The organism is Salmonella sp. GDC200615, from assembly GCF_050574145.1.
Classification (GTDB): Bacteria; Pseudomonadota; Gammaproteobacteria; order Enterobacterales; family Enterobacteriaceae; genus Salmonella; species Salmonella enterica.
In genome coordinates this window covers 613016-638329 of record NZ_CP192247.1, presented here as the reverse complement: position 1 = coordinate 638329, position 25314 = coordinate 613016, and the positions used below count along the sequence as shown (strand labels likewise).

The following is a 25314-nucleotide window of genomic DNA, read 5'->3' as shown; positions in this document are numbered from 1 at the left end:
AAAAGACTCGATGACATAGGCTTATCAGGTCTTTTAGCATAGATCACACACAAAACTGATAGCGCAGGAAGAATTGCCAGGACCAGTAAGCAAATATCACCAACGCGACACAGTACAAAAACCAACTACGTATTTTCTTATACACAGTAACGTAAAAAAACGGGAAAAACAGGGGCAGCGTCATCATCGCGCCAAAACCTCTGAAATCATCATTTTCGACAGTTCTCATCACATCACAAATGTTGTTTATCCCACTCTCGCCAATCATCCACTCTTTATCCAGGACTGAAAATACAGCGATGAGTGGGATAGCCAGTAAAAGCCAGATAGCGCACAATGCAAACATTTTCGGACTCATTATAAATATCCTTTTCATAAAGCCGATGAGCTAACGCTATCCGGACAAAGATTACTCCGCCGCCCACTCCGGATCAGCGCTCATGCGTCTGCTGTAATTCTGATAAATCGCCATCGCCAGCAGCGAGAAGAAGATCGGCCCACCGATCATCCACAAGGCGCTGTCCCAATCCCCAGCTTCAATCACCGGCTGGATGATGGTAAAGACGTTGGCAAACGTCACCACCAGCACCACAACACCCGTCGCGACCAGGGTAGAGGCTTTGGTTTTAAAGAGAACAAATGGCCGCTCCAGATCCTGACGCGCTTTAAAGAAGGGAAATGCCAGCGCAAGGAACAGGTATGGCAAGGTCATTGAGACGTTCGCCATCAGCGTGAGTTTGTTATAAAACGCCGATGCGGTGTCACCGCCAAAAGAGACCAGCAAAATAAACAGACTCACCAGCACGCACTGTAGCCACATAGCGGTCGCCGGCATACCGTTAGCGTTCAGTGTCGTCATCGGCGCGGGCCACAACGCTTTTGGCGTCCCCTGAATAATGGCTTTCAGCGGTGAATAGCTCAACGTAAAAAACGCGCCGGTATAAGCCAGAAACATAGAAAGGCCGGTGATACGCGCAAACCAGACGCCCACCGTCATCGCTGCGTCCGGAGAAAGGTTTAACGCGTTACCTAATGTCGTGCCTAAACTCGACATCAAAATGTAGGTAATACTCCCTAAGTTAACGGCGCTATTACTTAATATCTGTTGCCAGTTAGTGCTGACGCCCCATAAAAAGATCGCCAAAGAATAACCAATTGAAATCACAATAGCCGCGAAAACAATACCTTTCGCAAAATTCTTTTCCGGTTTCTCGGTTTTATCCACCAGTCCGCCGACAGCCTCAATACCGCCGTACGCAAAAATAGCAAATACCACAAATGACAACATTGCCAGGCCGGAGTGATAACCCGGATTCGGTGACGAGGTAAAATTAATTTCTTGTGCAAAATGCCCACCATTTAATAACAAAATAGCGACACTCACTAACAATAAAACTAAATTAAGACACATTACGGCAATACCTCCGACCGCCGTAATTCGCGCAATTTTATTGATCCCTCTGGCGGCGACACACGTCACCAGAATCATCCAGCCGACGGCGAGCAGCCCGACAACCTGCGTAGGCTCAAGCTCTGCAATACGCCAGTGCTGCGTCATATCGGCGCCAAAAACAAAAGTAGAAAACGGTACCCAAATTTTTGCCGCCGTACTTACCATCCATATGACATACGATGAAAACCACATAAACGTGCCAATAAACGCGTAACGTGGCCCCACGCTATTATTCATCCACGAATAGATCCCGCCCTCTTCTTTGCGATAAGCGGAACCCATTTCAGCCATCATTAAGGCGAATGGAATAAAAAACAGCAAGGCAGAAAATATATACCACGGGATTGCGCTATACCCCATTAAATAAAACGCCGACGGGCTATTCGCAAAACCAAAAACAGAAGTAAAAATCATCAGGATAAGCCCAATAAGGCTCATCTTTTTTATCGTGTGGGTCATTCAACCATCCCTTACGCTCGAGCACGTTTGCCAGACGCCGCTCACCGATTGACGCCGCCTTCTTTTTTACGAAGGTCAGCGATAAAAAAATCAACACAGGATTGATACCTAAATGGCATCAAAGTTCCAGCCTTATGTTGTGGCAAACAGAGGATAATTGAAAAAATATGCTACAAAATGGCGCTTATTGCGCCATTTTATCTCGCGAAAGAGTGAATTTCAGATTTACGCCCGATCGACCGTAAAAGCAATCACGTCCGCCAGGCTTTCTGCTCCCAGCGCCAGCATCACCAGACGATCAACACCCAGCGCCACGCCGGAACAATCCGGTAGACCGGCGGCCAGCGCATCCAGTAGATTTTGGTCAATCGGCTGCTGCGGCAGACCGCGAGCGGCGCGCTTACGATTGTCCTGTTCAAAGCGCTGTTTTTGCTCACGTGCGTCCGTCAGTTCGTGGAAACCATTCGCCAGCTCAATACCTTTGTAGTACACCTCAAAGCGCTCGGCGACGCGATGATCCTCGGTACTGATTTGTGCCAGCGATGCCTGACTTGCCGGAAAGTGATAAATAAAGGTCGGCTTTTCTTTACCTATATGCGGCTCAACCCCCATCGTGAACAACAGTTGCAGCAACGTATCACGGTCTTCTTCCGTATCGGCGATATTGCTTAAATCAAGCTTTGCCGCCGCCTCACGCAGTTGCGTTTTATCTGCTGATAACGGATCAATCTCCAGATGGCCCTGAAACGCCTGTTGATAGGAGAGACTTTCCGCAGGTTGACAATCCAGCACTTGCTGAAGCAAATCATCCACTTCATTCATCAGGCGGTACATATCGTAATGCGGGCGATACCACTCCAGCATAGTGAATTCCGGATTATGATGTCGTCCCATCTCTTCATTACGGAAACTGCGGCATAGCTGGAAAACCGGGCCGCACCCTGCCGCCAGCAGGCGTTTCATATGGTATTCCGGACTGGTCATTAAATAGAGGTTGATCCCCTGGGAATGGCCAGGTCCGACGAAACGCGTTTCGAACGGGAACAGATGAATGTCTGTGACCGTCGCCTGACTCATGCAGGGCGTCTCAACCTCAAGCACTCCACGATCGGCAAAGAAACGACGGATTTCCGCCATAATCGCCGCACGTTTTAATAAATTGGGGATGGACGCGCTCGGCTGCCAGGTTGCCGTTTCGCTCATGATTCTTTCTCCAGTTTAAGACAAGGTCACGAAGTCTACTCGCAACGCGCGGGCGAAACAAATTTTGCACTGGCGTATCGGGCGCCTTCTGGAGGGTAAAAAAAGTGATTTCAGATGGTTTAGTAATTAAATTAATCAAAATCAATGATAATTCATCCCTCTGATACGCTAAAAAAATCGAACACGTCAAATTTCCCTCACATCCCTGAGACTATACTGTTGTACCCATAAAGGAGCAGTGGAAACGCATTCATACTTCGCAGAACCCAGAGGCTTTATCTGGCTGCGCGAGGGTGAAATTACAATAATCTGGAGGAATGTCGTGCAAACCTTTCAAGCCGATCTTGCCATTATAGGCGCCGGTGGCGCGGGATTACGTGCTGCAATTGCTGCCGCACAGGCGAATCCCAATGCTAAAATCGCACTGATCTCAAAAGTGTACCCGATGCGCAGCCACACCGTCGCTGCCGAAGGGGGTTCAGCCGCTGTCGCCCAGGATCATGACAGCTTTGACTACCATTTTCACGATACGGTAGCAGGCGGAGACTGGCTGTGTGAGCAGGATGTCGTGGATTACTTTGTCCACCATTGTCCCACTGAGATGACGCAGCTGGAGCAATGGGGCTGCCCGTGGAGCCGCCGTCCGGACGGTAGCGTTAACGTGCGTCGCTTCGGTGGTATGAAAATCGAGCGTACCTGGTTCGCCGCGGATAAAACCGGCTTCCATATGCTGCATACCCTGTTCCAGACTTCCCTGCAGTTCCCACAAATCCAGCGCTTTGACGAACATTTCGTGCTGGATATTCTGGTTGATGACAACCATGCGCGCGGCCTGGTGGCAATGAACATGATGGAAGGCACGCTGGTGCAAATCCGCGCCAACGCCGTGGTCATGGCGACAGGCGGCGCAGGCCGCGTATACCGCTATAACACCAACGGCGGCATCGTCACCGGCGACGGGATGGGCATGGCGCTGAGCCACGGCGTTCCGCTGCGTGATATGGAATTCGTTCAGTATCACCCGACCGGCCTGCCAGGTTCCGGTATCCTGATGACTGAGGGTTGCCGCGGCGAAGGCGGTATTCTGGTCAATAAAAATGGCTACCGTTACCTGCAAGACTACGGCATGGGCCCCGAAACGCCGCTGGGCGAGCCGAAAAACAAATATATGGAACTGGGGCCGCGCGACAAAGTATCCCAGGCTTTCTGGCACGAATGGCGTAAAGGCAACACCATCTCCACGCCGCGCGGCGATGTGGTTCACCTCGATCTGCGTCATCTCGGCGAGAAGAAACTGCATGAACGTCTGCCGTTCATTTGCGAACTGGCGAAAGCCTATGTCGGCGTCGATCCGGTTAAAGAACCGATTCCAGTACGTCCGACCGCGCACTACACCATGGGCGGCATTGAAACCGACCAGAACTGTGAAAGCCGTGTCAAAGGGCTGTTTGCCGTTGGCGAATGCTCCTCTGTTGGCCTGCATGGCGCGAACCGCCTCGGTTCCAACTCGCTGGCGGAACTGGTGGTGTTTGGTCGTCTGGCTGGCGAACAAGCAATGGAACGCGCTGCTACGGCAGGCGCCGCAAATAGCGCCGCGCTCGACGCCCAGGTTGCCGATATTGAACAGCGTCTGAAAAATCTGGTGAACCAGGAAGGCAACGAAAACTGGTCGAAGATCCGCGATGAGATGGGTCTGTCTATGGAAGAAGGTTGCGGTATTTACCGTACCCCGGAACTGATGCAGAAAACCGTTGATAAACTGGCCGAGCTTCAGGAACGTTTCAAGCGCGTACGTATCTCCGATACTTCCAGCGTGTTCAACACTGACCTGCTGTATACCATCGAACTGGGTCATGGTCTGAACGTGGCGGAATGTATGGCGCACTCTGCGCTGGCGCGTAAAGAGTCCCGCGGCGCGCATCAGCGTCTGGATGAAGGCTGTACCGAGCGCGACGATGTGAACTTCCTCAAGCACACCCTCGCCTTCCGCGATGCTGATGGCACGACCCGTCTGGAATACAGCGACGTGAAAATCACCACCCTGCCGCCAGCCAAACGTGTTTACGGCGGTGAAGCGGAAGCAGTCGATAAGAAGGAGAAGGCGAATGGCTGAGATGAAAAACCTGAAAGTTGAGGTGGTGCGCTATAACCCGGAAACCGATACCGCGCCGCACAGTGCTTTCTATGAAGTTCCTTATGATGAAACAACATCGCTACTGGACGCGTTGGGCTACATCAAAGATAACCTGTCGCCAGACCTGAGCTACCGCTGGTCCTGCCGTATGGCGATCTGCGGCTCTTGCGGCATGATGGTCAACAACGTCCCTAAACTGGCGTGTAAAACCTTCCTGCGCGATTACACCAACGGTATGAAGGTGGAAGCGCTGGCGAACTTCCCGATTGAGCGCGATCTGGTTGTCGATATGACGCACTTTATCGAAAGCCTGGAAGCGATCAAACCGTACATTATTGGCAACTCTCGCACGCCAGATCAGGGGCCGAATGTCCAGACCCCGGCGCAAATGGCGAAGTATCACCAGTTCTCCGGTTGCATCAACTGTGGTCTGTGCTACGCCGCGTGCCCGCAGTTCGGTCTGAATCCTGAGTTTATCGGACCGGCTGCGATTACGCTGGCGCATCGCTATAACGAAGATAGCCGCGATCACGGTAAGAAGGAGCGTATGGCGCAGTTGAACAGTCCGAACGGCGTATGGACCTGTACTTTCGTGGGCTACTGCTCCGAAGTCTGTCCAAAACATGTCGATCCGGCTGCGGCCATTCAGCAGGGTAAAGTGGAAAGCTCGAAAGACTTTCTTATCGCCACCCTGAAACCACGCTAAGGAGTGCAACATGACGACTAAACGCAAACCCTATGTGCGGCCGATGACGTCCACCTGGTGGAAAAAACCGCCGTTTTATCGCTTTTATATGCTGCGCGAAGGCACAGCGGTGCCGGCAGTCTGGTTCAGTATTGAACTGATTTTCGGTCTGTTTGCGCTCAAACACGGCGCGGAATCCTGGATGGGATTCGTCGGCTTTTTACAAAACCCGGTGGTAGTGATCTTAAACCTGATCACCCTGGCGGCCGCGCTGCTGCACACCAAAACCTGGTTTGAACTGGCGCCGAAGGCGGCCAATATCATTGTAAAAGACGAAAAAATGGGGCCAGAGCCAATCATCAAAGGGCTTTGGGTGGTCACTGCGGTAGTCACCGTAGTCATTCTGTATGTTGCCCTGTTCTGGTAAGGAGTCCCGGATGATTAATCCAAACCCAAAACGTTCTGATGAACCCGTATTCTGGGGACTGTTTGGCGCAGGCGGTATGTGGGGCGCGATCATCGCGCCGGTGATCGTGCTACTGGTTGGCATCATGCTGCCGCTGGGGCTATTTCCGGGCGATGCCCTGAGTTTTGAGCGCGTACTGACGTTCGCCCAAAGCTTTATTGGTCGCGTTTTTCTGTTCCTGATGATCGTGCTGCCGCTATGGTGTGGCCTACACCGTATGCACCACGCGATGCATGACCTGAAAATCCACGTGCCCGCGGGCAAATGGGTCTTTTACGGTCTGGCGGTAATCCTGACCGTTGTGACGGCAATTGGCGTTATCACTCTCTAAGTTGCCACGACGCCCTCTTATCTACCCGATAAGAGGGCGTTTTTTCTTTTCCTGCCTCTCATTTTCCCGCCAGGTTCTACACTTAGAAAAAAACACTGGAAGGAAAATTTTATGCGCACTCTGCCCGTCGTTGCTGCAGTTACGGCTGCATTTCTGGTTGTCGCCTGTAGTTCGCCTACTCCGCCTAAAGGCGTTACCGTGGTAAATAACTTTGATGCCAAACGTTACCTCGGCACCTGGTATGAGATCGCACGCCTCGATCATCGATTTGAACGTGGACTGGAACAAGTCACGGCCACCTATAGTCTGCGTGACGATGGCGGGATTAATGTCATCAATAAAGGCTATAACCCGGATCGGGGAATGTGGCAAAAAACAGAAGGCAAAGCGTATTTTACCGGTAGTCCAAACCGCGCCGCGCTCAAGGTCTCTTTTTTCGGCCCGTTCTACGGCGGCTATAACGTGATTGCGCTTGACCGGGAATACCGTCATGCGCTGGTGTGCGGCCCGGATCGCGACTATCTGTGGATACTCTCTCGCACGCCAACGCTTTCTGAGGAAATAAAACAGCAAATGCTGGCCGTCGCGACCCGGGAGGGGTTTGACGTCAATAAATTAATTTGGGTAAAACAATCAGGTTCGTAGCAATGTCAGCGACGAATTAATGCGCACTGAGTTTTAGCCCAATGATACCCGCGACGATCAAGCCAAGACTGAGCAAACGCGCCGGTGAGGCAGACTCGCCCAGCAGAAGGATACCGGTGATTGCCGCCCCAACGGCGCCGATGCCGGTCCAGATGGCGTACGCCGTTCCAACAGGCAGCGTTTTCATTGCCCAGGAGAGTAACGCCATACTGATAACCATGGCCGTAATGGTGATAATACTGGGGGTCAGACGAGAAAAACCGTGGGTATACTTCAGGCCGACAGCCCATACCACTTCAAGTAAACCAGCGATTAATAGAATGATCCAGGACATAGCAGGCTCCAGATAATTAATGGGGCCGTCCCCGGTGAGAATAGCGTTTACAGGTCGTCCTGTAACGTATACGGATGAAAAGCCATTCTTGCCTGAGAGAAAATGAATTTCAACCTTTTTATTTTTTTCCGTCTAAAGGCGGGAATTGGCCCTTTTAAGCCGCGTAGTTTTCGCATTTAGCGCCCACAGGAGTTCTCTATGATGGAACGCCTTCTGGGAAAGAAAGTGCTTTATCTACTTCCGGGTGCAAAAAAATATGTTGAAAATTTTAGTGATAGACCGATGCCACTTTACCCGTACGGGCATGGAGGCCTGGCTTAATCACACTGATGTGCTCAGTTCTTCACTGCTGGTATCCGGGATGAATAACCTTATACTGGCGAAAGAACATATTCTGCAATGGAAGCCCCACCTGGTTATCGCTGATTTATATGGTTTTCTCAACGATGCCTTACCCGAACAGCCTATCAATGCATTTTTTGCCGCCTGCAGGATGACGCCGTTGGTATTATTACAGTCAGGGAATATGCCGTACAGACCGCAATATGCCAGTCATGAGGTGTTATCTAAACACACGCCTTTACATGAGCTTGCACAACGAATTAAAGGAGCGCTACATACTCATCCACTGCAGGAAGCGCCGGAAAGCGCCACGCCATTGCTCTCTCCGCAGGAGGAAAAAGTGCTCGCGATGTGGACGGAAGGCACCAGCAATAAAGAGATTGCGTATGCGCTTGGCATTCACGGGAAAACGGTTTACACCTATAAGCGTAATATCCGTATGAAACTTCATATGGATAATCGGTATTCTCCCTTTCTTATGCTTCCGGAGAAAATCGATTAACGGTACGACGCCATGCCGTACCGTTGATGATTACTGCTGAGCTCTGGTTGCAGCGCCAGAGATCGCACTACCACCGTCCGAGATGTCCTCGCCCACGCCGCGCGTGGTATTACAAGCAGTTAATACAGTGGAAAGTACCAAAACAGAAAAGATCGCTGCAATTGTCTTTTTAACCATAATGTCTTCCTTTTCTAGCCAATGTTGTTTGTGTATAGCAACTTAATAATAGACAACATCCCAGAAAATGACGGGCGATCGACTAATTTTAGGAAGACGAGAAGCGATTAGCTGGCTGCGCGGGAGATGGCGTGGCCAAGATGCTGAATATCTTCGCCGAAGCCGCGGGCGGTATTACATGCCGTTAATAATGTGCTGGTAAGAAGAACCAGCGCGACAAGGCTGATAAAGCGTTTCATCATTGAGGCGCGAAAAAAAGATGGCGCAGCATACGCTGCACCATTTTTCCCGATAACGTAAATTATTTTACGCGGGATACGTATTCGCCGGAACGGGTATCGACTTTGATCACTTCGCCAATCTGCACGAACAGCGGAACTTTAACCACTGCGCCAGTAGACAGCGTGGCTGGTTTGCCGCCAGTACCTGCGGTATCGCCCTTCAGACCTGGGTCGGTATCAACAATTTCCAGTTCAACAAAGTTCGGCGGAGTGACAGAGATAGGCTGACCGTTCCACAGGGTTACGATGCATTCCGCCTGATCCAACAGCCATTTTGCGTTGTCGCCGATAGCCTTGGCATCTGCAGACAGCTGCTCGAAGGTTTCGTTGTTCATGAAATGCCAGAACTCACCGTCGTTGTACAGGTAAGTCAGGTTCATATCGACTACATCCGCGCCTTCAGCGGAATCGGTCGATTTGAAGGTTTTCTCAACGCGCGTGCCGGTCAGCAGACGGCGCAGCTTAACGCGGGCAAACGCCTGGCCTTTACCCGGTTTCACGAATTCACTGGATTCAACCGCATAAGGTTCGCCATCCAACATGATTTTAAGACCGGAACGAAAATCGTTGCTATAGTAAGTCGCCATAAGGCCCTCTGAAATTGTTAACTGGTAGCTAAGCCACAAAATGGCGCATATTGTAACCCTAAATACCCCATTGCGAGAAGATTGGTTAGCGCAACTTGCCGATGTTGTGACCAATCCCGACGAACTGCTGCATCTTTTACAGATTGAAGCTGATGAAAACCTCCGGGCAGGACAGGACGCCAGGCGCTTGTTTGCCCTCCGCGTGCCGCGCGCTTTTATTGCGCGCATGGAGAAGGGCAACCCTGACGATCCTCTTTTACGTCAAGTACTGACGTCCCGGGATGAATTTATTGTCGCCCCCGGTTTCTCCACCGACCCGCTGGAAGAGCAACACAGCGTGGTGCCAGGATTATTGCATAAATACCAAAACCGGGCGCTATTGCTGGTAAAAGGCGGATGTGCGGTAAATTGCCGCTACTGTTTCCGTCGTCACTTCCCGTATGCGGAGAATCAAGGCAATAAGCGCAACTGGACAGTCGCGCTGGAGTATATCGCCGCACACCCGGAACTGGATGAGATCATCTTTTCCGGCGGCGATCCGCTGATGGCGAAAGATCATGAGCTGGACTGGCTGCTCACGCAACTGGAAGCCATTAAGCACGTCAAGCGGCTACGCATCCACAGTCGGTTGCCTATCGTCATCCCGGCACGCATTACTGACGAACTGGTCGCCCGCTTTGACCAGTCACGTCTGCAAATTTTGTTGGTGAACCATATCAACCACGCTAATGAAGTGGACGAGGCGTTCTGCCTAGCGATGAAGAAACTGCGCCACGTGGGCGTCACGCTTCTCAACCAGAGTGTCCTGCTGCGTGGCGTGAATGATAACGCGCGAACGCTGGCGAATCTGAGCAACGCGCTATTTGACGCTGGCGTGATGCCCTATTACCTGCATGTGCTGGATAAAGTGCAGGGCGCCGCGCATTTTATGGTCACCGATGACGAAGCCCGGCAAATCATGCGCGAACTGCTCACGCTGGTATCCGGCTATATGGTGCCAAGACTGGCGCGTGAAATCGGCGGCGAACCGAGCAAAACACCGCTGGATTTACAGCTTCGGCAGTGCTAATCCTCGCGGGCGCGTCAGGGACGACGAAAAATATTAGCGCGCAATATTACGAGGAGATTCCCCCGCGATTCTCCTCACCCTCTGGCGAGGATAAACTAACCTTCGTTAAATACACCTTTCCGGTCCTCTCTTTTCAATAAAGTCCGTTTTAGGACTCGCTTAGCGTGTACTGCATTTTCGAATTATACTGGTTCTCCTTTTTATAGGACGGCATAAACAATTTATATATCAAATACATTGCAGTAAAACATTTAATTATTTTATATTTGTGGAGAATTGACATGGCCTTAACGATTAAGGGACTAAATACCGGCGTTATTCGTCACAATGATAAGTTTATCGCGCTGGCGCTTAAGGTGAAGTCACTGAGAAATAAAGAAACACTGCTTTTCTTTCCTGTACTCGCGCTGCGAGACTTGTTGATCGGCCTTGAACACCGGCTTTATTTACAACACTCGCTTCCGGAACAAGAGCAGGAAAAACGCCAGAAAGCCAAAAGCAGTCATGTGCTTAAAATGCATGAGAATATTCCGGCAATACTCCGTGAAGAGCTGGAAAACGCCGATGTTAATCAGCGTGTTGAATCTTTAGCGTTGAGCGATAATACAGAAAAAGTATTAACTTTTACGTTAAAGCTGCACAATGGTAGCCATCTTGATTTACAGGTCGGTGAGTGGCAGGTTGAAGTTCTGGTGATGGCTATTATTCACGCCATTAATAATGCCGAAATGCGTGAGCTCGCATTGCGTATTTCTTCAATGCTGGACTTTTTACCATTATACGATGCTGACTGCCTGGAAAACGGTAATATCGAATTCGATACCTATAACCAGCCTGACTGGAAACATAATCTGTATAACCATTATTTAGCGCTCGTTTATCGTTATACGGATGAGGCAGGACAATCGCATGATTGCGGCACCATCATTAAGACCCGTAGTCAGTCAGGCTCTAAAGAAGCTGAAGCAATATCACGCCGCTTGCTGAATTTCAGCCCGCGTCTTAAAAAGCTGGAAGGAAAACCGTGTAAGGTTTTTGTCAGAACGCTTGGAACCGGTAAAGCAGCGCGTCTGACGCAAGATCAATGCATGCGCGCGTTGCATAATCTACGCATGGCATCATCGCAGGGAAAACGCTAACCATATCGCCCTCTGAATCTTTCAGAGGGCGTTACGATCCAGACATATCAATTCGGACATTTATAAACCTGGCCGTTCATCTCGCTGGCCGTCGGGACAAAACTGGACAACATGCCCTGTGACGGACTACTTACGCCATACAGCACGTTTCCACCCATCGCGGCTGCCTGATTACGCAGATCGTTCGCTGCGCCACGCATTGAGCCACCCTCTTCGCCGTGCTGGCCTGAAAACCAGTTACTCTGTTTACCGGTTGCCGTACCAATTAGCTGGCATTCCGCGCCTGGCTTATCTTCGACAAAGCGTACATTTTGGCCGGCAGCGGTGAGTTCGTTGCTGGAGCTACAACCCGCCATCAGCAGCGCGGCGCCAACGATCCCTGCTAAATATTTCACGTGCATGTTATTCCCCATAATCAATGAGCTGGACGTTTTGTCCGTATCTGAATCTTATACTAAAAAGATGACTAAAAGAAAAACCCCCGGTCATTTCTGCCCGGGGGTTTCTCAATTCTGGGAGATAAACATCCAAATCATTCTGGTTGCAGGAAGGCGGCCAGTTTGTTAATCCCCAGTCACTTACTCAAGTAAGTGACTGGGGTTAGCCAACACATCTGCAGCCTGAAGGATGCAGGGTGTGGGCAATTACATCATGCCGCCCATACCACCCATACCACCCATGCCACCAGCAGCGCCTAAATCAGGAGCATCGCTTTTCGGCAGGTCGGTCACCATGCACTCGGTAGTGATCATCAGACCAGCCACAGAAGCCGCGTACTGCAGCGCAGAACGGGTAACTTTGGTTGGGTCCAGGATACCCATATCGATCATGTTGCCGTATTCTTCAGTTGCTGCGTTGTAACCGTAGTTACCGTCGCCGCCTTTAACGGTGTTAGCGACAACAGACGGCTCTTCGCCGCAGTTCAGCACGATCTGACGCAGCGGAGCTTCCATTGCACGCAGCGCAACTTTGATACCCACGTTCTGGTCTTCGTTCTGGCCTTTCAGGTCAGCAATTTTAGAAGCAACGCGGATCAGCGCAACGCCACCACCAGCAACCACGCCTTCTTCTACCGCAGCACGGGTCGCGTGCAGGGCATCTTCAACGCGGGCTTTCTTCTCTTTCATTTCAACTTCGGTCGCAGCGCCAACTTTGATAACCGCAACGCCGCCTGCCAGTTTCGCTACGCGCTCCTGCAGTTTTTCACGATCGTAGTCGGAGGTCGCTTCTTCAATCTGCTGACGAATCTGAGCAACACGGCCCTGGATGGCAGCTTCTCCACCCACGCCATCAATGATGGTGGTGGTGTCTTTGTTGATCACAACGCGTTTCGCCTGACCCAGGTCTTCCAGGGTTGCTTTTTCCAGCTCCATACCGATCTCTTCAGAGATTACGGTACCGCCGGTCAGGGTAGCGATATCCTGCAGCATCGCCTTACGACGATCGCCGAAGCCCGGTGCCTTAACAGCAGCCACTTTCACGATGCCACGCATGGTGTTAACAACCAGGGTAGCCAGCGCTTCGCCTTCAACATCTTCAGCGATGATCAGCAGCGGTTTGCCTGCTTTTGCAACGGCTTCCAGAACCGGCAGCATTTCGCGGATGTTGGAGATTTTCTTATCAGCCAGCAGGATGAACGGGCTTTCCAGCTCTACTGCGCCAGTTTCCGGCTTGTTGATGAAGTAAGGAGACAGGTAGCCGCGGTCAAACTGCATACCTTCAACCACGTCCAGTTCATCCTGCAGACCGGTACCGTCTTCAACGGTGATGACGCCTTCTTTACCGACTTTATCCATCGCTTCCGCGATCAGTTTACCTACGGTTTCGTCGGAGTTAGCGGAGATAGTACCTACCTGAGCAATCGCTTTAGAGTCGGAGCACGGTACGGACAGCGCCTTCAGCTCTTCAACCGCAGCAGCAACCGCTTTGTCGATACCACGTTTCAGGTCCATCGGGTTCATGCCCGCAGCAACGGCTTTCAGGCCTTCGGTAATGATGGACTGCGCCAGTACGGTCGCGGTGGTGGTACCGTCGCCTGCAGCGTCGTTCGCTTTAGAGGCAACTTCTTTCACCATCTGCGCGCCCATGTTTTCAAACTTGTCTTCCAGTTCGATTTCACGCGCTACGGAAACACCATCTTTAGTGATAGTCGGCGCACCGAAAGATTTATCCAGAACCACGTTACGGCCTTTCGGACCCAGGGTTACTTTCACTGCATCTGCCAGTACGTTTACGCCGCGCAGCATTTTCACACGAGCGTCGTTACCGAATTTTACGTCTTTAGCTGCCATTTTCTCTTTCCCTTAAATTCGTATGTTCAGTGTCGTTCGCAGATTACGCTTCAACAATTGCCAGAATGTCGCTTTCAGACATGATCAACACTTCTTCATTGTCGATCTTTTCAGATTTCACACCGTAGCCATCGTTAAAAATAACGATGTCGCCAACTTTCACGTCCAGCGGCTGTACAGTACCGTTGTCCAGGATACGACCCTTACCGACAGCGATGATTTCGCCACGAGTTGATTTACCCGCTGCGGAACCGGTCAGTACGATGCCGCCAGCAGATTTGGACTCAACTTCTTTACGTTTGACGATCACACGATCATGTAACGGACGAATACTCATTGATAGCTCTCCTTTGAGAAAGTCATTATCAGTTATGGGTGACGCCAGCCCGTAAACGGTTTCCCGGCTGGTGACCAGAGAGATGGGGATGGGGTTTTGCCCCTTCAAGGGGGGAGATGAAAAAAAATTCTTCTGAGCGAAAAAAGCGGTAAAAACGCTACTTATCTCACGTTTACCCAAGGTTTAGAACATCCTGCTATAAGAAAAGGCGTGTGTGATACGCTTAAAAATGCCTGTCGTCACCTGACGTTACAATGCCGCCGGATAATGAGCTGATGAATGAACTAAAAAAAGAGCTTGGGTTGGTTCAGGGCGTTATCTTGTTAACCACATCATTATTAGGGACTGGCGTTTTTGCGCTTCCGGAGCTGGCTGCGCTGGCGGCAGGCGACATCAGCCTTTGGGCATGGCCGCTGCTCATTATTTTGATTTTCCCTATTGCGATTGTCTTTGCTGTGCTGGGGCGCCATTTTCCACACGCTGGCGGCGTAGCGCATTTTGTCGGGATGGCATTTGGCCCGCGTCTGCAACGGGTGATCAGTTGGCTGTTTTTATCAGTCATTCCTGTTAGTTTTCCCGCAGCCTTGCATATTGCGGTGGGTTTCGGCCAGGCGCTGTTTGGCTGGCAAAGCGAACAGCTCTTATTTGGGGAGCTGGGTACTCTAGGTTTGCTATGGTTTATGGGATCGCGCGGCGCCAGCTCCAGCGCCAACCTGCAAGCCATTATCGCTGGATTAATTATCGCGCTTATTGCCGCCATTCTGTGGAAAGGCGCGATTAAACCTGCGGATATCACCTTCCCAGCCGCAAACGAAATCACCTTTTCCCGGCTGTGTACCGCCCTGGCGATCATGTTCTGGGGATTTGTGGGAATTGAGGCGTTTACGCATTTGTCGTCTGAATTTAAAAATCCTGAACGTGATTTTCCGCGCGCATTGATCATTGGCCTGATGCTGGCCGGCTCCATTTATTGGACCTGTACCGCCGTGGTGCTGCATTTTGGCGTCTATAGCGACAAGATAGCGGCAACAGCATCGCTACCGCTTATTATTGTTCATCTCTTCGGTATCCAGGGTTGTGGATAGCCTGCATTATTGGTTATCTCACCTGCTTTGCCAGCCTGAATGTGTATGCTCAGAGTTTTGCGCGTCTGATATGGACGCAAATGCAATATCAGCCCGATCACTATCTGGCTCAACTCTCTCCCGGGCGCCTTCCCTTGCACGCGTTAAACGTTATTCTGGCCTGTTGTTGCGTGAGTTCCCTGGTCGTCTACGCCCTGAAGATTAACCTCAATGCGCTGATCGTCTATGCTAACGGTATTTTTATTATGCTCTATCTGCTTTGTATGCTGGCGGGCTGTCGACTATTGAAAGGGCGCTGCTATGCACTGGCGGTGACGGGTTGTCTACTGTGCCTGTTATTGCTGGTAATGCTGGGGTGGAAAAGCTTATATGCCATTATCATGCTGGCAGCATTATGGCTGTTTTTACCGAAGCGAAAACGCATGGCGTAAGACGTATCTGTTGGCCGGATAACGCCTCACGCGACTTATCCGGCCAGCATCTCTACCTTTAATCCCGACGATCGTCTTTATGTTCAATACGATCGCGATCGTCATCTTTACGCTGATACTCGCCGTCAAATGTTTCGCCACCGCCAGTACCCGCGCTAAACCCGCCGCCCGGCATCCGGGAAAAACGTAAATGCGGCAGCAACTTCAGCGTCAAATGTTTTTGCACTGGCGGTAACAAAAGGAGAAGGCCGAGAAAATCGGTGAAAAATCCCGGCAACAGGAGCAGTAAGCCAGCGATGATCAGCGATACACTCTTAATCATTTCTGCCGCCGGGCTCTCACCGGCCGCCATTTTTTGTTGCATCAGCAAAAAGTTTTTAAAACCCTGGTTACGTACCAGCGACATACCGATAACAGACGTAAAAATCACCAGGATTAACGTCATCAGGACGCCAAGCACATGGGCGACCTGGATAAAGATAGAAATCTCAATGTAAACATAGAGAAAGACAGCTAAAAAGGGTATCCAGCGCAAAGGACTCTCCTGTAAGTCATGGCCGTCTGCGACGACCATTTGAATGGGGTTGCGATTCGCATCGATTCGATATGGTGGTGCGTAGCAAAATTTCAAGTGGTTTGTACACCTATTTTAGGTAGTAATACTAAAGCGGTGACCTATTTCACAAAATAATAAATAAGGGGTAAATTCCCACACTTTAAGTGATCCAGATTACGGTAGGAATTCTGAACCAGCATATGATCTCGTTTATCAGGCCGATGGAGGGGATAATCGTCGGTCAGAAAACATTCGAAATCACATATATCCTGTGTGTTTTAAAGTAAAAATCATTGGCAGCTTGAAAAAGAAGGTTCACATGTCAAACAACATTCGTATCGAAGAAGATCTGTTGGGTACCAGGGAAGTTCCAGCTGAAGCCTACTATGGTGTTCACACTCTGAGAGCGATTGAAAACTTCTACATTAGCAATAACAAAATCAGCGACATCCCTGAATTTGTGCGTGGCATGGTTATGGTAAAAAAAGCGGCGGCGCTGGCCAACAAAGAGCTGCAAACCATTCCTAAGAGTGTGGCGAATGCCATCATTGCCGCATGTGATGAAGTCCTTAACAACGGTAAGTGCATGGACCAGTTCCCGGTAGATGTCTACCAGGGCGGCGCGGGCACTTCCGTCAACATGAATACCAACGAAGTGCTGGCCAACATCGGGCTGGAACTGATGGGTCATCAGAAAGGTGAATATCAGTACCTGAACCCGAACGACCACGTGAATAAATGTCAATCCACTAACGACGCCTATCCGACAGGCTTCCGTGTAGCGGTTTACGCTTCTATCGTCAAACTGATCGATGCCATCAACCAGTTGCGTGAAGGTTTCGAACGTAAAGCGGTTGAATTCCAGGACATCCTGAAAATGGGTCGTACCCAGTTGCAGGACGCCGTACCGATGACGCTTGGTCAAGAATTCCGTGCGTTCAGCATCCTGCTGAAAGAAGAAGTGAAAAGCATCGAGCGTACTGCTGAGCTGCTGCTGGAAGTCAACCTTGGCGCAACGGCAATCGGTACTGGTCTGAACACGCCGAAAGAATACTCTCCGCTGGCGGTGAAAAAACTGGCTGAAGTCACTGGTTTCGCCTGTGTTCCGGCTGAAGATCTGATTGAGGCGACATCTGACTGTGGCGCGTATGTTATGGTTCACAGCGCGCTGAAACGTCTGGCAGTGAAGATGTCCAAAATCTGTAACGACCTGCGCTTGCTCTCTTCTGGTCCTCGTGCCGGCCTGAACGAGATCAACCTGCCGGAACTGCAGGCGGGCTCTTCCATCATGCCAGCCAAAGTGAACCCGGTTGTACCGGAAGTCGTAAACCAGGTATGCTTTAAAGTCATCGGTAACGACACCACCGTTACGATGGCGGCGGAAGCCGGTCAGTTGCAGTTGAACGTTATGGAGCCGGTTATCGGTCAGGCGATGTTCGAATCCATCCACATTCTGAGCAACGCGTGCTACAACCTGCTGGAAAAATGCGTTAACGGCATTACCGCGAATAAAGAAGTGTGCGAAGGGTACGTTTATAACTCCATCGGTATCGTCACTTACCTCAACCCGTTCATCGGCCACCACAACGGCGACATCGTCGGTAAAATCTGTGCTGAAACCGGTAAGAGCGTACGTGAAGTTGTGCTGGAGCGCGGCCTGTTAACGGAAGCCGAGCTGGACGATATTTTCTCCGTACAGAACTTGATGCACCCGGCTTATAAAGCTAAACGTTATACTGATGAAAGCGAACAGTAATCGTACAGGGTAGTACCAAAGAGGCACGTCACGATGACGTGCCTTTTTTCTTACAAGAAGTTACCAAATAACAACAATTTAATATCAACTTGTTAAACAACAAGGAAGGCTAATATGATAGTTGTCGAACTTATCATTGTTTTGCTGGCAATCTTTTTGGGCGCCAGACTTGGGGGCATCGGTATTGGATTCGCAGGTGGGCTGGGTGTTCTGGTACTTGCCGCCATCGGCGTGAAGCCAGGGACAATTCCATTCGATGTCATTTCCATCATCATGGCGGTTATCGCCGCGATCTCTGCTATGCAGGTCGCGGGCGGTCTGGATTATTTGGTAAACCAGACGGAAAAACTGCTGCGTAAGAACCCGAAATACATCACTATCCTCGCACCGATTGTGACCTATTTCCTGACTATTTTTGCTGGTACCGGGAACATTTCCCTGGCAACGCTGCCGGTTATTGCTGAAGTCGCGAAGGAGCAGGGAATCAAACCTTGCCGTCCGCTCTCGACCGCCGTGGTATCCGCGCAGATTGCGATTACCGCCTCGCCGATTTCTGCGGCCGTGGTGTATATGTCTTCTGTTATGGAAGGTCATGGCATTAGCTACATTCACCTGCTGTCCGTGGTTATCCCCTCTACGCTGCTGGCGGTGCTGGTGATGTCCTTCCTGGTCACGATGCTGTTCAACTCCAAACTGTCGGACGACCCGATTTACCGCAAGCGTCTGGAAGAAGGGCTGATTGAACTGCGTGGTGAAAAGCAGATTGAAATCAAACCGATGGCAAAAAATTCCGTCTGGCTGTTCCTGCTGGGCGTTATTTGCGTGGTTGTTTATGCGATTGTTAACAGTCCGAGCCTCGGCCTGGTTGAGAAACCGCTGATGAACACCACCAACGCTATTTTGATCATCATGTTGAGCGTCGCAACGCTGACCACCATCCTGTGTAAAGTGGAAACTGACGCCATCCTCAACTCCAGTACCTTTAAAGCAGGGATGAGCGCCTGTATCTGTATTCTGGGCGTGGCGTGGCTGGGCGATACTTTCGTATCCGCTAACATCGACTGGATCAAAGACACTGCGGGTAGCGTCATCCAGGGGCATCCGTGGCTGCTGGCCGTCATCTTCTTCTTTGCTTCCGCGCTGCTCTACTCTCAGGCGGCAACGGCGAAAGCGCTGATGCCGATGGCGCTGGCGCTGAACGTCTCTCCGCTGACGGCAGTCGCTTCCTTCGCCGCCGTTTCCGGCCTGTTCATTTTGCCGACCTACCCGACTCTGGTTGCGGCGGTACAGATGGATGACACCGGTACAACCCGTATCGGTAAATTCGTCTTTAACCACCCGTTCTTCATCCCAGGCACCCTGGGCGTCGTTCTGGCTGTCTGCTTCGGCTTCCTGCTGGGCAGCTTTATGCTGTAAGTGTTTCACCCGCGGGGCGTATCACGCCCCGCATTCTCCCGCCCTTTGACTAACATCCTGCCCTCGTCCGTTGTATAGTGACCGTTCACTTGCGGGTCTTTTTGTTCTTTCGAGGTGTTTATGCTTGATGTTAAGAGTCAGGATATTTCCATCCCCGAGGCCGTTGTGGTGCTTTGTACCGCCCCGGATGAAGCTACCGCCCAGGATCTGGCCGCCAAAGTGCTGGCGGAAAAACTGGCCGCCTGCGCCACCCTCCTCCCCGGCGCGACATCGCTGTACTACTGGGAAGGCAAACTGGAGCAGGAGTATGAAGTTCAAATGATCTTAAAAACCACCGTTTCACATCAGCAAGCGCTTATCGACTGCCTGAAGTCTCATCACCCGTATCAAACGCCTGAACTTCTGGTTTTACCTGTTACTCACGGAGATACTGATTACCTCTCATGGCTCAACGCATCTTTACGCTGATCCTGCTGCTGTGCAGCACATCCGCCTTCGCCGGATTATTCGACGCGCCGGGTCGCTCGCAGTTCGTCCCTGCCGACCGGGCGTTTGTTTTTGATTTTCAGCAAAATCAACACGATCTTACCCTCTCTTGGCAGGTAAAAGAGGGTTACTACCTTTACCGTAAACAAATCAGTATCACGCCGACGAAAGCGGATATCGCAGCAGTCCAACTCCCGGCAGGCGTCTGGCATGAAGATGAGTTCTACGGGAAAAGCGAAATCTACCGTAAGCGGCTAAACGTTCCGGTAACGGTTAACCAGGCGGCGGCTGGCGCGACATTAACGATAACGTACCAGGGGTGCGCCGATGCGGGATTCTGTTATCCGCCGGAAACGAAAACGGTGCCGCTAAGTGAAGTCGCCGCGGCAATAGACGCCACGCCGACGCCTGCTGTCACCCAGACGAGTGAGACGTCAAAACCCGCCGCCCAGCTACCTTTTTCCGCGCTCTGGGCACTGCTGATCGGCATAGGCATCGCCTTTACGCCCTGCGTTTTACCCATGTATCCGCTGATTTCCGGTATTGTCCTGGGGGGAAGGCAACGTTTGTCGACGGGGCGCGCACTGCTGCTGGCCTTTATCTATGTACAAGGGATGGCGCTGACCTATACCGCACTGGGTCTGGTCGTCGCCGCAGCGGGATTACAGTTTCAGGCGGCGCTGCAGCACCCTTATGTGTTAATCGGCCTTGCCATCGTGTTCACCCTGCTTGCGTTGTCGATGTTTGGCCTGTTCACACTACAGCTCCCCTCCTCACTGCAAACCCGGCTGACATTAATGAGTAATCGTCAGCAAGGCGGCTCGCCCGGCGGTGTTTTTGTTATGGGGGCGATTGCCGGATTAATTTGCTCGCCCTGCACTACAGCGCCGTTAAGCGCGATTCTGCTTTATATCGCTCAGAGCGGCAACATGTGGCTGGGCGGCGGCACGCTGTATTTGTATGCATTAGGTATGGGTCTGCCGCTAATGCTGGTCACCGTGTTTGGCAACCGCCTGTTACCGAAAAGCGGCCCGTGGATGGCGCATGTTAAAACCGCTTTTGGTTTCGTGATCCTCGCGTTACCGGTCTTTTTACTGGAGCGGATTATTGGCGAGGCTTGGGGTTTACGTCTGTGGTCGCTGCTGGGCGTCGCTTTCTTTGGTTGGGCCTTTATCACCAGCCTTCAGGCCAGACGAGCGTGGATGCGTATCGTACAGATTATCCTGCTGGCGGCAGCGCTCATTAGCGTGCGGCCTCTACAGGATTGGGCGTTCGGATCGCCATCCGCGCAAGCTCCAGCGCACCTCAATTTCACGGCTATTTCTACCGTGGACGAACTCAATCAGGCGCTGGCGCAGGCCAAAGGCAAACCCGTTATGCTGGATTTCTACGCCGACTGGTGCGTGGCCTGTAAAGAGTTTGAAAAGTATACCTTCAGCGATCCGCGGGTCCAGCAGGCGCTCGGCGACACGGTGCTCTTGCAGGCTAACGTCACCGCTAACAATGCGCAGGATGTCGCGCTGTTAAAGCATCTGCAAGTCCTCGGGCTGCCCACCATTCTGTTCTTTAATGCCCAAGGCCAGGAACAGCCGCAATCGCGAGTCACCGGCTTTATGGACGCCGCCACCTTTAGCGCGCATTTGCACGATCGCCAACCGTGAGCGACACTTGCAAAAGCAAAGACGGAGGAGAATACCGTGCAACATGAAGATATTCTGGGAGAAGCCCTGAAATTACTGGAGACGCAAGGGATAGCCGATACTACGCTGGAAATGGTGGCGGAGCGCGTAAATCGCCCACTCGACACATTACAGCGTTTCTGGCCAGATAAAGAAGCCATTTTATATGACGCGCTACGTTATCTGAGTCAGCAGGTAGATATCTGGCGACGCCAGCTTCTTCTTGATGAGACGCTTTCTGCTGAACAAAAGCTACTGGCACGCTACAGCGCGCTTTCGGAATGTGTCAGTAATAACCGTTATCCTGGTTGCTTGTTCATTGCCGCCTGTACGTTTTATCCCGACCCAACCCATCCTATTCACCAACTGGCCAATCAACAAAAACGCGCGGCACATGATTTTACCCATGAGCTACTGACCACGCTGGAAATTGACGATCCGGCGATGGTCGCAAGGCAGATGGAGCTGGTGCTGGAAGGTTGTCTCAGCCGAATGCTGGTCAACCGCAGTCAGGCTGATGTAGATACCGCTCAGCGGTTGGCGGAAGATATTCTGCGTTTTGCACAGTGCCGTCAGGGTGGCGCGCTCACCTGACGGGTACTGATTTTATGCATTTTGCCTGAAAAGCAGGCAGTCAGCGCGCTTTTATCACTTTTTTCGTGTAAAGCCGTTGACGACCGCGCCCCTTTACGGTTTAATGCGCCCCGTTGCCCGGATAGCTCAGTCGGTAGAGCAGGGGATTGAAAATCCCCGTGTCCTTGGTTCGATTCCGAGTCCGGGCACCACTTATTCAGAAAACCCAGCCTATGGCTGGGTTTTTGCTTTTCTGGGAATGGAAATCCGTAGCCCCCATCTCTGGTCTGACTAGCTATAACGAGAAGGCCAGATTTTCTCTGGCGCAACGCCCAGCGCTTCGTCGATCAACCGCTCACCTTTGGGCTAGGGTCAAAAGCTTACTTAGCTACAGGGAGATTATTACCAGTAATAACGCCTATCACTTCATCTGACGGTTCGCTAACCCCGACAAGTGAGTCCAATATCTCCGCCATGAACTTTTTCATCACTGAAAACAATAATCCCTTCGCCAGTTTTGGCATTTTTTCTTTGTCGGCTTCTTTATTCTTAAATACTGTTTCCGACTCTTGTTCATAATCATAAATTAATACTCAGCACATCATGACTGATGGTAGTTACCGGGGTAACAGAGCACATACTTTAAAATACTTATTCATAGTTTGTTATTACGGAAAGATTTTAACCTAATGCATGTCAGTCAGGCACGCAGATAAAAAACAACCGGGGAGAAAATTTAAACAAAATGCTGTTAGCCGGAAGTACCGGTATTGTTCTGTTGTCCGCTACAGTCAGTCCGGTATGGACAGACAATAATACCAGTGCAGCGTCCTGCTTTTTTACCTGTATGTTGAATAACCATTGCAATAAATCATTATAGGATTACATCTGTTTATTATTGCCTGATCCGGAGTGAGTCTTTATGAAAAGTCGTTATTTAGTATTTTTTCTACCACTGATCGTAGCTAAATATACATCAGCAGAAACAGTGCAACCCTTTCATTCTCCTGAAGAATCAGTGAACAGTCAGTTCTACTTACCACCACCGCCAGGTAATGATGATCCGGCTTTCCGCTATGATAAGGAGGCTTATTTTAAGGGCTATGCGATAAAGGGTTCCCCGCGATGGAAACAAGCTGCTGAGGATGCAGATGTAAGCGTGGAAAATATAGCCAGAATATTCTCGCCAGTAGTGGGTGCTAAAATTAATCCCAAAGATACGCCAGAAACCTGGAATATGTTACAGAATCTTCTGACAATGGGCGGCTACTACGCTACTGCTTCGGCAAAAAAATATTATATGCGCACTCGTCCCTTTGTCTTATTTAATCATTCCACCTGCCGTCCTGAAGATGAGAATACTTTGCGAAAAGATGGCTCTTACCCTTCCGGGCATACTGCTTATGGTACACTTCTGGCATTAGTATTATCCGAGGCCAGACCGGAACGCGCGCAGGAGCTCGCCAGACGAGGATGGGAGTTCGGGCAAAGCAGAGTGATATGCGGTGCTCACTGGCAAAGCGATGTTGATGCTGGTCGTTATGTGGGAGCAGTAGAGTTTGCAAGACTGCAAACAATCCCGGCATTTCAGAAGTCACTGGCAAAAGTCCGTGAGGAGCTGAACGACAAAAATAATTTATTGAGTAAAGAAGATCACCCCGAACTTAATTACTGAAGGTGAAAGTCTTCCCGCAAACTGGCCACAGCAAATGAAAGGAAGTGCAACTGCGTAGGAGCGGCCGGGCGTGGAGAATGCCTTTGGTTTCCCCGATTCGCATGAATTCAACGCCCCCTTCCCCCGTTTGCAGTCCGTCCAGACCGTCATGACGTCGTTGTCCGGCTGAAGCGGTAAAACCGGTCTGGCTCACTGACTATCCACAGCGAATTCCGGCCATCAGAAGCTAAGGGATGCGTTCTGGAGTTTAAACACTCTCCACCAAATCCCCCAACGTCACCATCAACATCATCGGATCCATCGGCGACGGTACAAACCCCACCCGCTGATAAAATTCCCGCGCTTCATCCGACAGGGCGTGAACCAGCATCCCACGAATGCCGATAGTCTCCGCCACCTGAATAACCCGCAGCCCTGCGTCGCGTACCAGCGCCCGAGCGACGCCCTGCCCATGAAGCGATTTATCCACCGCCAGACGCCCCAATACCACAACCGGAATCGGGTCAGGCATATTGCGACGAAAGCGACCGGGGGAGGTATTCGTCGTGACCGCGCTGGACGCCAGCGAGTAATAGGCCAGTACGTTCGAATCGCTGCCACAACACACAAAGGTACGGGACGCGCCAGTGGTCTGATTTTTCATCGCCCGCTGTTTCAGCCAGTTATCTATAGAATCCACACCGCAGCAAAACGGAGTAAGAATATGTCCGGCATGAAGCGGCTCAGGGGTGGAGATCATTTTTCCTGCTCCCACGGCGCAGGGGTCTGCATGGTTTTACGCAGTGCGGCATTAGGTGAAGGTGTTTGATCCAAACGAACGAGAAACTCCTGATAAGCCTCTGGATCGGCCATAATGATGCGTTGTTCGATCAGCGCTTCCTCGGCGGCAGCACGGGCAGCTTCCAGCACAAAGTCAGTGCGGTTTTTCCCTCTGGCTTTCGCCGCTCGATCAATAAGATCGCGCTCGGCGGGTTTGATACGCAGGTTCAGGGTTTCGCGTTTCATCGCCATACTGTTTGCGGCTGGCATAGTGTTGTCCTCTTGTACTTCTGTGGATATTAAGTATACAACACGCGTAACGCAGATGTCATTACGATAAATTTAGAAGGAATAGAACCGGAGTATCGAACCGAAAGGTTTTCTACTCATTTAGAGATTCAGTACCAGGCTGTGCGCTGGCATTCGCTGTGAGTGATTCCTCCTCGGGGCCGACGCAGCAAAA

27 protein-coding genes, 1 tRNA gene and 2 pseudogenes are annotated in these 25314 nt (G+C 51.1%); 16 read left to right on the top strand and 14 right to left on the bottom strand.

Annotated features, from left to right (window positions below; genetic code table 11):
• Positions 1-43 precede the first annotated feature (43 nt).
• The 3 genes from ACQ29O_RS02960 to epmA all read right to left on the bottom strand — a co-directional run bounded on the left by ACQ29O_RS02960 (position 44) and on the right by epmA (position 3115).
• The gene (locus ACQ29O_RS02960) at positions 44-358 is read right to left on the bottom strand and encodes a YjeO family protein (RefSeq protein ID WP_000074659.1); all 315 of its coding nucleotides are present in this window, start codon (positions 356-358) and stop codon (positions 44-46) included.
• A 51-nt stretch (positions 359-409) separates the two neighbouring features.
• The gene (yjeM, locus tag ACQ29O_RS02955) at positions 410-1912 is read right to left on the bottom strand and encodes a glutamate/gamma-aminobutyrate family transporter YjeM (RefSeq protein WP_020937307.1); all 1503 of its coding nucleotides are present in this window, start codon (positions 1910-1912) and stop codon (positions 410-412) included.
• Positions 1913-2137: 225 nt separating this feature from the next.
• Positions 2138-3115, bottom strand: coding sequence for an elongation factor P--(R)-beta-lysine ligase (gene epmA, locus ACQ29O_RS02950; protein ID WP_000004790.1), 978 nt, complete (start codon positions 3113-3115; stop codon positions 2138-2140).
• 322 nt (positions 3116-3437) lie between these two features.
• Here epmA and frdA point away from each other — a divergent pair, with 322 nt between their 5' ends.
• The 5 genes from frdA (at position 3438) to ACQ29O_RS02925 (ending at position 7376) form a co-directional block, all read left to right on the top strand.
• Positions 3438-5228: a fumarate reductase (quinol) flavoprotein subunit gene (gene frdA, locus ACQ29O_RS02945; RefSeq protein WP_001192955.1), complete on the top strand. Its 1791-nt coding sequence runs from the start codon at positions 3438-3440 to the stop codon at positions 5226-5228.
• Entirely contained in the window at positions 5221-5955 is a 735-nt protein-coding gene (gene frdB, locus ACQ29O_RS02940) for a fumarate reductase iron-sulfur protein (RefSeq protein WP_000829509.1), read from the top strand. The genes frdA and frdB overlap by 8 nt, the downstream gene beginning before the upstream one ends.
• 10 nt (positions 5956-5965) lie before the next feature.
• Positions 5966-6361: a fumarate reductase subunit FrdC gene (gene frdC, locus ACQ29O_RS02935; RefSeq protein ID WP_000208767.1), complete on the top strand. Its 396-nt coding sequence runs from the start codon at positions 5966-5968 to the stop codon at positions 6359-6361.
• 10 nt (positions 6362-6371) lie between these two features.
• Positions 6372-6731 carry a fumarate reductase subunit FrdD gene (frdD, locus tag ACQ29O_RS02930; protein WP_000609651.1) on the top strand — a complete coding sequence of 120 codons (360 nt, stop codon included), beginning with the start codon at positions 6372-6374 and terminating at the stop codon, positions 6729-6731.
• 111 nt (positions 6732-6842) lie between these two features.
• A complete protein-coding gene (locus ACQ29O_RS02925) occupies positions 6843-7376 on the top strand; it encodes a lipocalin family protein (RefSeq protein ID WP_001259690.1) in 534 nt (177 codons plus the stop codon).
• Between the two features lie 16 nt (positions 7377-7392).
• On the opposite strand, the gene sugE is transcribed toward ACQ29O_RS02925, so the two are convergent.
• Positions 7393-7710 carry a quaternary ammonium compound efflux SMR transporter SugE gene (gene sugE, locus ACQ29O_RS02920; RefSeq protein WP_000118469.1) on the bottom strand — a complete coding sequence of 106 codons (318 nt, stop codon included), beginning with the start codon at positions 7708-7710 and terminating at the stop codon, positions 7393-7395.
• A gap of 256 nt (positions 7711-7966) precedes the next feature.
• Here sugE and ACQ29O_RS02915 point away from each other — a divergent pair, with 256 nt between their 5' ends.
• A complete protein-coding gene (locus ACQ29O_RS02915; RefSeq protein WP_000912960.1) occupies positions 7967-8554 on the top strand; it encodes a helix-turn-helix transcriptional regulator in 588 nt (195 codons plus the stop codon).
• 30 nt (positions 8555-8584) lie between these two features.
• On the opposite strand, the gene ecnB is transcribed toward ACQ29O_RS02915, so the two are convergent.
• The 3 genes from ecnB to efp all read right to left on the bottom strand — a co-directional run bounded on the left by ecnB (position 8585) and on the right by efp (position 9599).
• Positions 8585-8731 carry a lipoprotein toxin entericidin B gene (ecnB, locus tag ACQ29O_RS02910; RefSeq protein ID WP_000239598.1) on the bottom strand — a complete coding sequence of 49 codons (147 nt, stop codon included), beginning with the start codon at positions 8729-8731 and terminating at the stop codon, positions 8585-8587.
• Positions 8732-8838: 107 nt separating this feature from the next.
• A complete protein-coding gene (locus ACQ29O_RS02905) occupies positions 8839-8973 on the bottom strand; it encodes an entericidin A/B family lipoprotein (RefSeq protein ID WP_001595192.1) in 135 nt (44 codons plus the stop codon).
• A 59-nt stretch (positions 8974-9032) separates the two neighbouring features.
• Positions 9033-9599: an elongation factor P gene (gene efp, locus ACQ29O_RS02900; protein WP_000257282.1), complete on the bottom strand. Its 567-nt coding sequence runs from the start codon at positions 9597-9599 to the stop codon at positions 9033-9035.
• 40 nt (positions 9600-9639) lie between these two features.
• On the opposite strand from efp, the gene epmB reads away from it, so the two are divergent.
• Positions 9640-10668: an EF-P beta-lysylation protein EpmB gene (gene epmB / locus ACQ29O_RS02895; RefSeq protein WP_000940482.1), complete on the top strand. Its 1029-nt coding sequence runs from the start codon at positions 9640-9642 to the stop codon at positions 10666-10668.
• 281 nt (positions 10669-10949) lie between these two features.
• Positions 10950-11807, top strand: a complete 858-nt coding sequence (locus ACQ29O_RS02890; protein ID WP_001229228.1) for a YjeJ family protein — start codon at positions 10950-10952, stop codon at positions 11805-11807.
• Positions 11808-11854: 47 nt separating this feature from the next.
• Here ACQ29O_RS02890 and ACQ29O_RS02885 read toward each other — a convergent pair whose 3' ends face one another.
• From ACQ29O_RS02885 to ACQ29O_RS02875, 3 genes are all read right to left on the bottom strand, one after another.
• Complete coding sequence (locus ACQ29O_RS02885; protein ID WP_000558210.1) at positions 11855-12208, bottom strand: DUF4156 domain-containing protein; 354 nt, start codon at positions 12206-12208, stop codon at positions 11855-11857.
• A gap of 243 nt (positions 12209-12451) precedes the next feature.
• A complete protein-coding gene (gene groL, locus ACQ29O_RS02880) occupies positions 12452-14098 on the bottom strand; it encodes a chaperonin GroEL (protein WP_000729131.1) in 1647 nt (548 codons plus the stop codon).
• Positions 14099-14141: 43 nt separating this feature from the next.
• Complete coding sequence (locus tag ACQ29O_RS02875) at positions 14142-14435, bottom strand: co-chaperone GroES (RefSeq protein WP_000027827.1); 294 nt, start codon at positions 14433-14435, stop codon at positions 14142-14144.
• A 275-nt stretch (positions 14436-14710) separates the two neighbouring features.
• On the opposite strand from ACQ29O_RS02875, the pseudogene yjeH reads away from it, so the two are divergent.
• A pseudogene (gene yjeH, locus ACQ29O_RS02870) lies at positions 14711-15951 on the top strand (L-methionine/branched-chain amino acid transporter).
• Between the two features lie 58 nt (positions 15952-16009).
• Here yjeH and ACQ29O_RS02865 read toward each other — a convergent pair.
• Positions 16010-16486, bottom strand: a complete 477-nt coding sequence (locus ACQ29O_RS02865; RefSeq protein ID WP_001267291.1) for an FxsA family protein — start codon at positions 16484-16486, stop codon at positions 16010-16012.
• Positions 16487-16826: 340 nt separating this feature from the next.
• On the opposite strand from ACQ29O_RS02865, the gene aspA reads away from it, so the two are divergent.
• The 6 genes from aspA to ACQ29O_RS02835 all read left to right on the top strand — a co-directional run bounded on the left by aspA (position 16827) and on the right by ACQ29O_RS02835 (position 22629).
• On the top strand, positions 16827-18263 hold the full coding sequence (gene aspA / locus ACQ29O_RS02860; protein ID WP_000069440.1) for an aspartate ammonia-lyase: 1437 nt from the start codon (positions 16827-16829) through the stop codon (positions 18261-18263).
• A 114-nt stretch (positions 18264-18377) separates the two neighbouring features.
• Entirely contained in the window at positions 18378-19679 is a 1302-nt protein-coding gene (gene dcuA / locus ACQ29O_RS02855; RefSeq protein WP_000637595.1) for an anaerobic C4-dicarboxylate transporter DcuA, read from the top strand.
• A 120-nt stretch (positions 19680-19799) separates the two neighbouring features.
• Complete coding sequence (gene cutA / locus ACQ29O_RS02850; protein ID WP_000887832.1) at positions 19800-20147, top strand: divalent cation tolerance protein CutA; 348 nt, start codon at positions 19800-19802, stop codon at positions 20145-20147.
• Positions 20123-21826, top strand: a complete 1704-nt coding sequence (locus ACQ29O_RS02845) for a protein-disulfide reductase DsbD (RefSeq protein ID WP_000068885.1) — start codon at positions 20123-20125, stop codon at positions 21824-21826. The genes cutA and ACQ29O_RS02845 overlap by 25 nt, the downstream gene beginning before the upstream one ends.
• 36 nt (positions 21827-21862) lie before the next feature.
• Positions 21863-22438, top strand: coding sequence for a transcriptional regulator (locus ACQ29O_RS02840; protein ID WP_253336237.1), 576 nt, complete (start codon positions 21863-21865; stop codon positions 22436-22438).
• Positions 22439-22553: 115 nt separating this feature from the next.
• Positions 22554-22629, top strand: a tRNA-Phe gene (locus tag ACQ29O_RS02835).
• 79 nt (positions 22630-22708) lie between these two features.
• On the opposite strand, the pseudogene ACQ29O_RS02830 reads toward ACQ29O_RS02835, so the two are convergent.
• Positions 22709-22783: pseudogene (locus ACQ29O_RS02830) on the bottom strand (helix-turn-helix domain-containing protein); the annotation flags it as partial.
• 556 nt (positions 22784-23339) lie between these two features.
• Here ACQ29O_RS02830 and ACQ29O_RS02825 point away from each other — a divergent pair.
• A complete protein-coding gene (locus tag ACQ29O_RS02825) occupies positions 23340-24092 on the top strand; it encodes a non-specific acid phosphatase (protein WP_000842432.1) in 753 nt (250 codons plus the stop codon).
• A 247-nt stretch (positions 24093-24339) separates the two neighbouring features.
• On the opposite strand, the gene ACQ29O_RS02820 is transcribed toward ACQ29O_RS02825, so the two are convergent.
• Both ACQ29O_RS02820 and ACQ29O_RS02815 read right to left on the bottom strand, forming a co-directional pair.
• A complete protein-coding gene (locus ACQ29O_RS02820) occupies positions 24340-24831 on the bottom strand; it encodes a GNAT family N-acetyltransferase (protein ID WP_000626100.1) in 492 nt (163 codons plus the stop codon).
• Positions 24828-25121, bottom strand: coding sequence for a DUF1778 domain-containing protein (locus ACQ29O_RS02815; protein ID WP_001110452.1), 294 nt, complete (start codon positions 25119-25121; stop codon positions 24828-24830). Before ACQ29O_RS02815 ends, ACQ29O_RS02820 begins: the two co-directional genes overlap by 4 nt.
• Between the last annotated feature and the right edge of the window lie 193 nt (positions 25122-25314).

Bases quoted from the DNA above. Each gene is read 5' to 3' on its own strand.
- efp (WP_000257282.1), bottom strand. From the start codon at position 9,599: ATGGCGACTTACTATAGCAACGATTTTCGTTCCGGTCTTAAAATCATG.
- ACQ29O_RS02925 (WP_001259690.1), top strand. From the start codon at position 6,843: ATGCGCACTCTGCCCGTCGTTGCTGCAGTTACGGCTGCATTTCTGGTT.
- epmB (WP_000940482.1), top strand. From the start codon at position 9,640: ATGGCGCATATTGTAACCCTAAATACCCCATTGCGAGAAGATTGGTTA.
- ACQ29O_RS02845 (WP_000068885.1), top strand. From the start codon at position 20,123: ATGGCTCAACGCATCTTTACGCTGATCCTGCTGCTGTGCAGCACATCC.
- ACQ29O_RS02815 (WP_001110452.1), bottom strand. From the start codon at position 25,121: ATGCCAGCCGCAAACAGTATGGCGATGAAACGCGAAACCCTGAACCTG.
- ACQ29O_RS02885 (WP_000558210.1), bottom strand. From the start codon at position 12,208: ATGCACGTGAAATATTTAGCAGGGATCGTTGGCGCCGCGCTGCTGATG.
- groL (WP_000729131.1), bottom strand. From the start codon at position 14,098: ATGGCAGCTAAAGACGTAAAATTCGGTAACGACGCTCGTGTGAAAATG.
- ACQ29O_RS02820 (WP_000626100.1), bottom strand. From the start codon at position 24,831: ATGATCTCCACCCCTGAGCCGCTTCATGCCGGACATATTCTTACTCCG.
- cutA (WP_000887832.1), top strand. From the start codon at position 19,800: ATGCTTGATGTTAAGAGTCAGGATATTTCCATCCCCGAGGCCGTTGTG.
- ACQ29O_RS02915 (WP_000912960.1), top strand. From the start codon at position 7,967: ATGTTGAAAATTTTAGTGATAGACCGATGCCACTTTACCCGTACGGGC.
- dcuA (WP_000637595.1), top strand. From the start codon at position 18,378: ATGATAGTTGTCGAACTTATCATTGTTTTGCTGGCAATCTTTTTGGGC.
- aspA (WP_000069440.1), top strand. From the start codon at position 16,827: ATGTCAAACAACATTCGTATCGAAGAAGATCTGTTGGGTACCAGGGAA.
- frdC (WP_000208767.1), top strand. From the start codon at position 5,966: ATGACGACTAAACGCAAACCCTATGTGCGGCCGATGACGTCCACCTGG.
- ecnB (WP_000239598.1), bottom strand. From the start codon at position 8,731: ATGGTTAAAAAGACAATTGCAGCGATCTTTTCTGTTTTGGTACTTTCC.
- frdD (WP_000609651.1), top strand. From the start codon at position 6,372: ATGATTAATCCAAACCCAAAACGTTCTGATGAACCCGTATTCTGGGGA.
- ACQ29O_RS02890 (WP_001229228.1), top strand. From the start codon at position 10,950: ATGGCCTTAACGATTAAGGGACTAAATACCGGCGTTATTCGTCACAAT.
- sugE (WP_000118469.1), bottom strand. From the start codon at position 7,710: ATGTCCTGGATCATTCTATTAATCGCTGGTTTACTTGAAGTGGTATGG.
- yjeM (WP_020937307.1), bottom strand. From the start codon at position 1,912: ATGACCCACACGATAAAAAAGATGAGCCTTATTGGGCTTATCCTGATG.
- ACQ29O_RS02905 (WP_001595192.1), bottom strand. From the start codon at position 8,973: ATGATGAAACGCTTTATCAGCCTTGTCGCGCTGGTTCTTCTTACCAGC.
- ACQ29O_RS02875 (WP_000027827.1), bottom strand. From the start codon at position 14,435: ATGAGTATTCGTCCGTTACATGATCGTGTGATCGTCAAACGTAAAGAA.
- ACQ29O_RS02825 (WP_000842432.1), top strand. From the start codon at position 23,340: ATGAAAAGTCGTTATTTAGTATTTTTTCTACCACTGATCGTAGCTAAA.
- ACQ29O_RS02960 (WP_000074659.1), bottom strand. From the start codon at position 358: ATGAGTCCGAAAATGTTTGCATTGTGCGCTATCTGGCTTTTACTGGCT.
- frdB (WP_000829509.1), top strand. From the start codon at position 5,221: ATGGCTGAGATGAAAAACCTGAAAGTTGAGGTGGTGCGCTATAACCCG.
- epmA (WP_000004790.1), bottom strand. From the start codon at position 3,115: ATGAGCGAAACGGCAACCTGGCAGCCGAGCGCGTCCATCCCCAATTTA.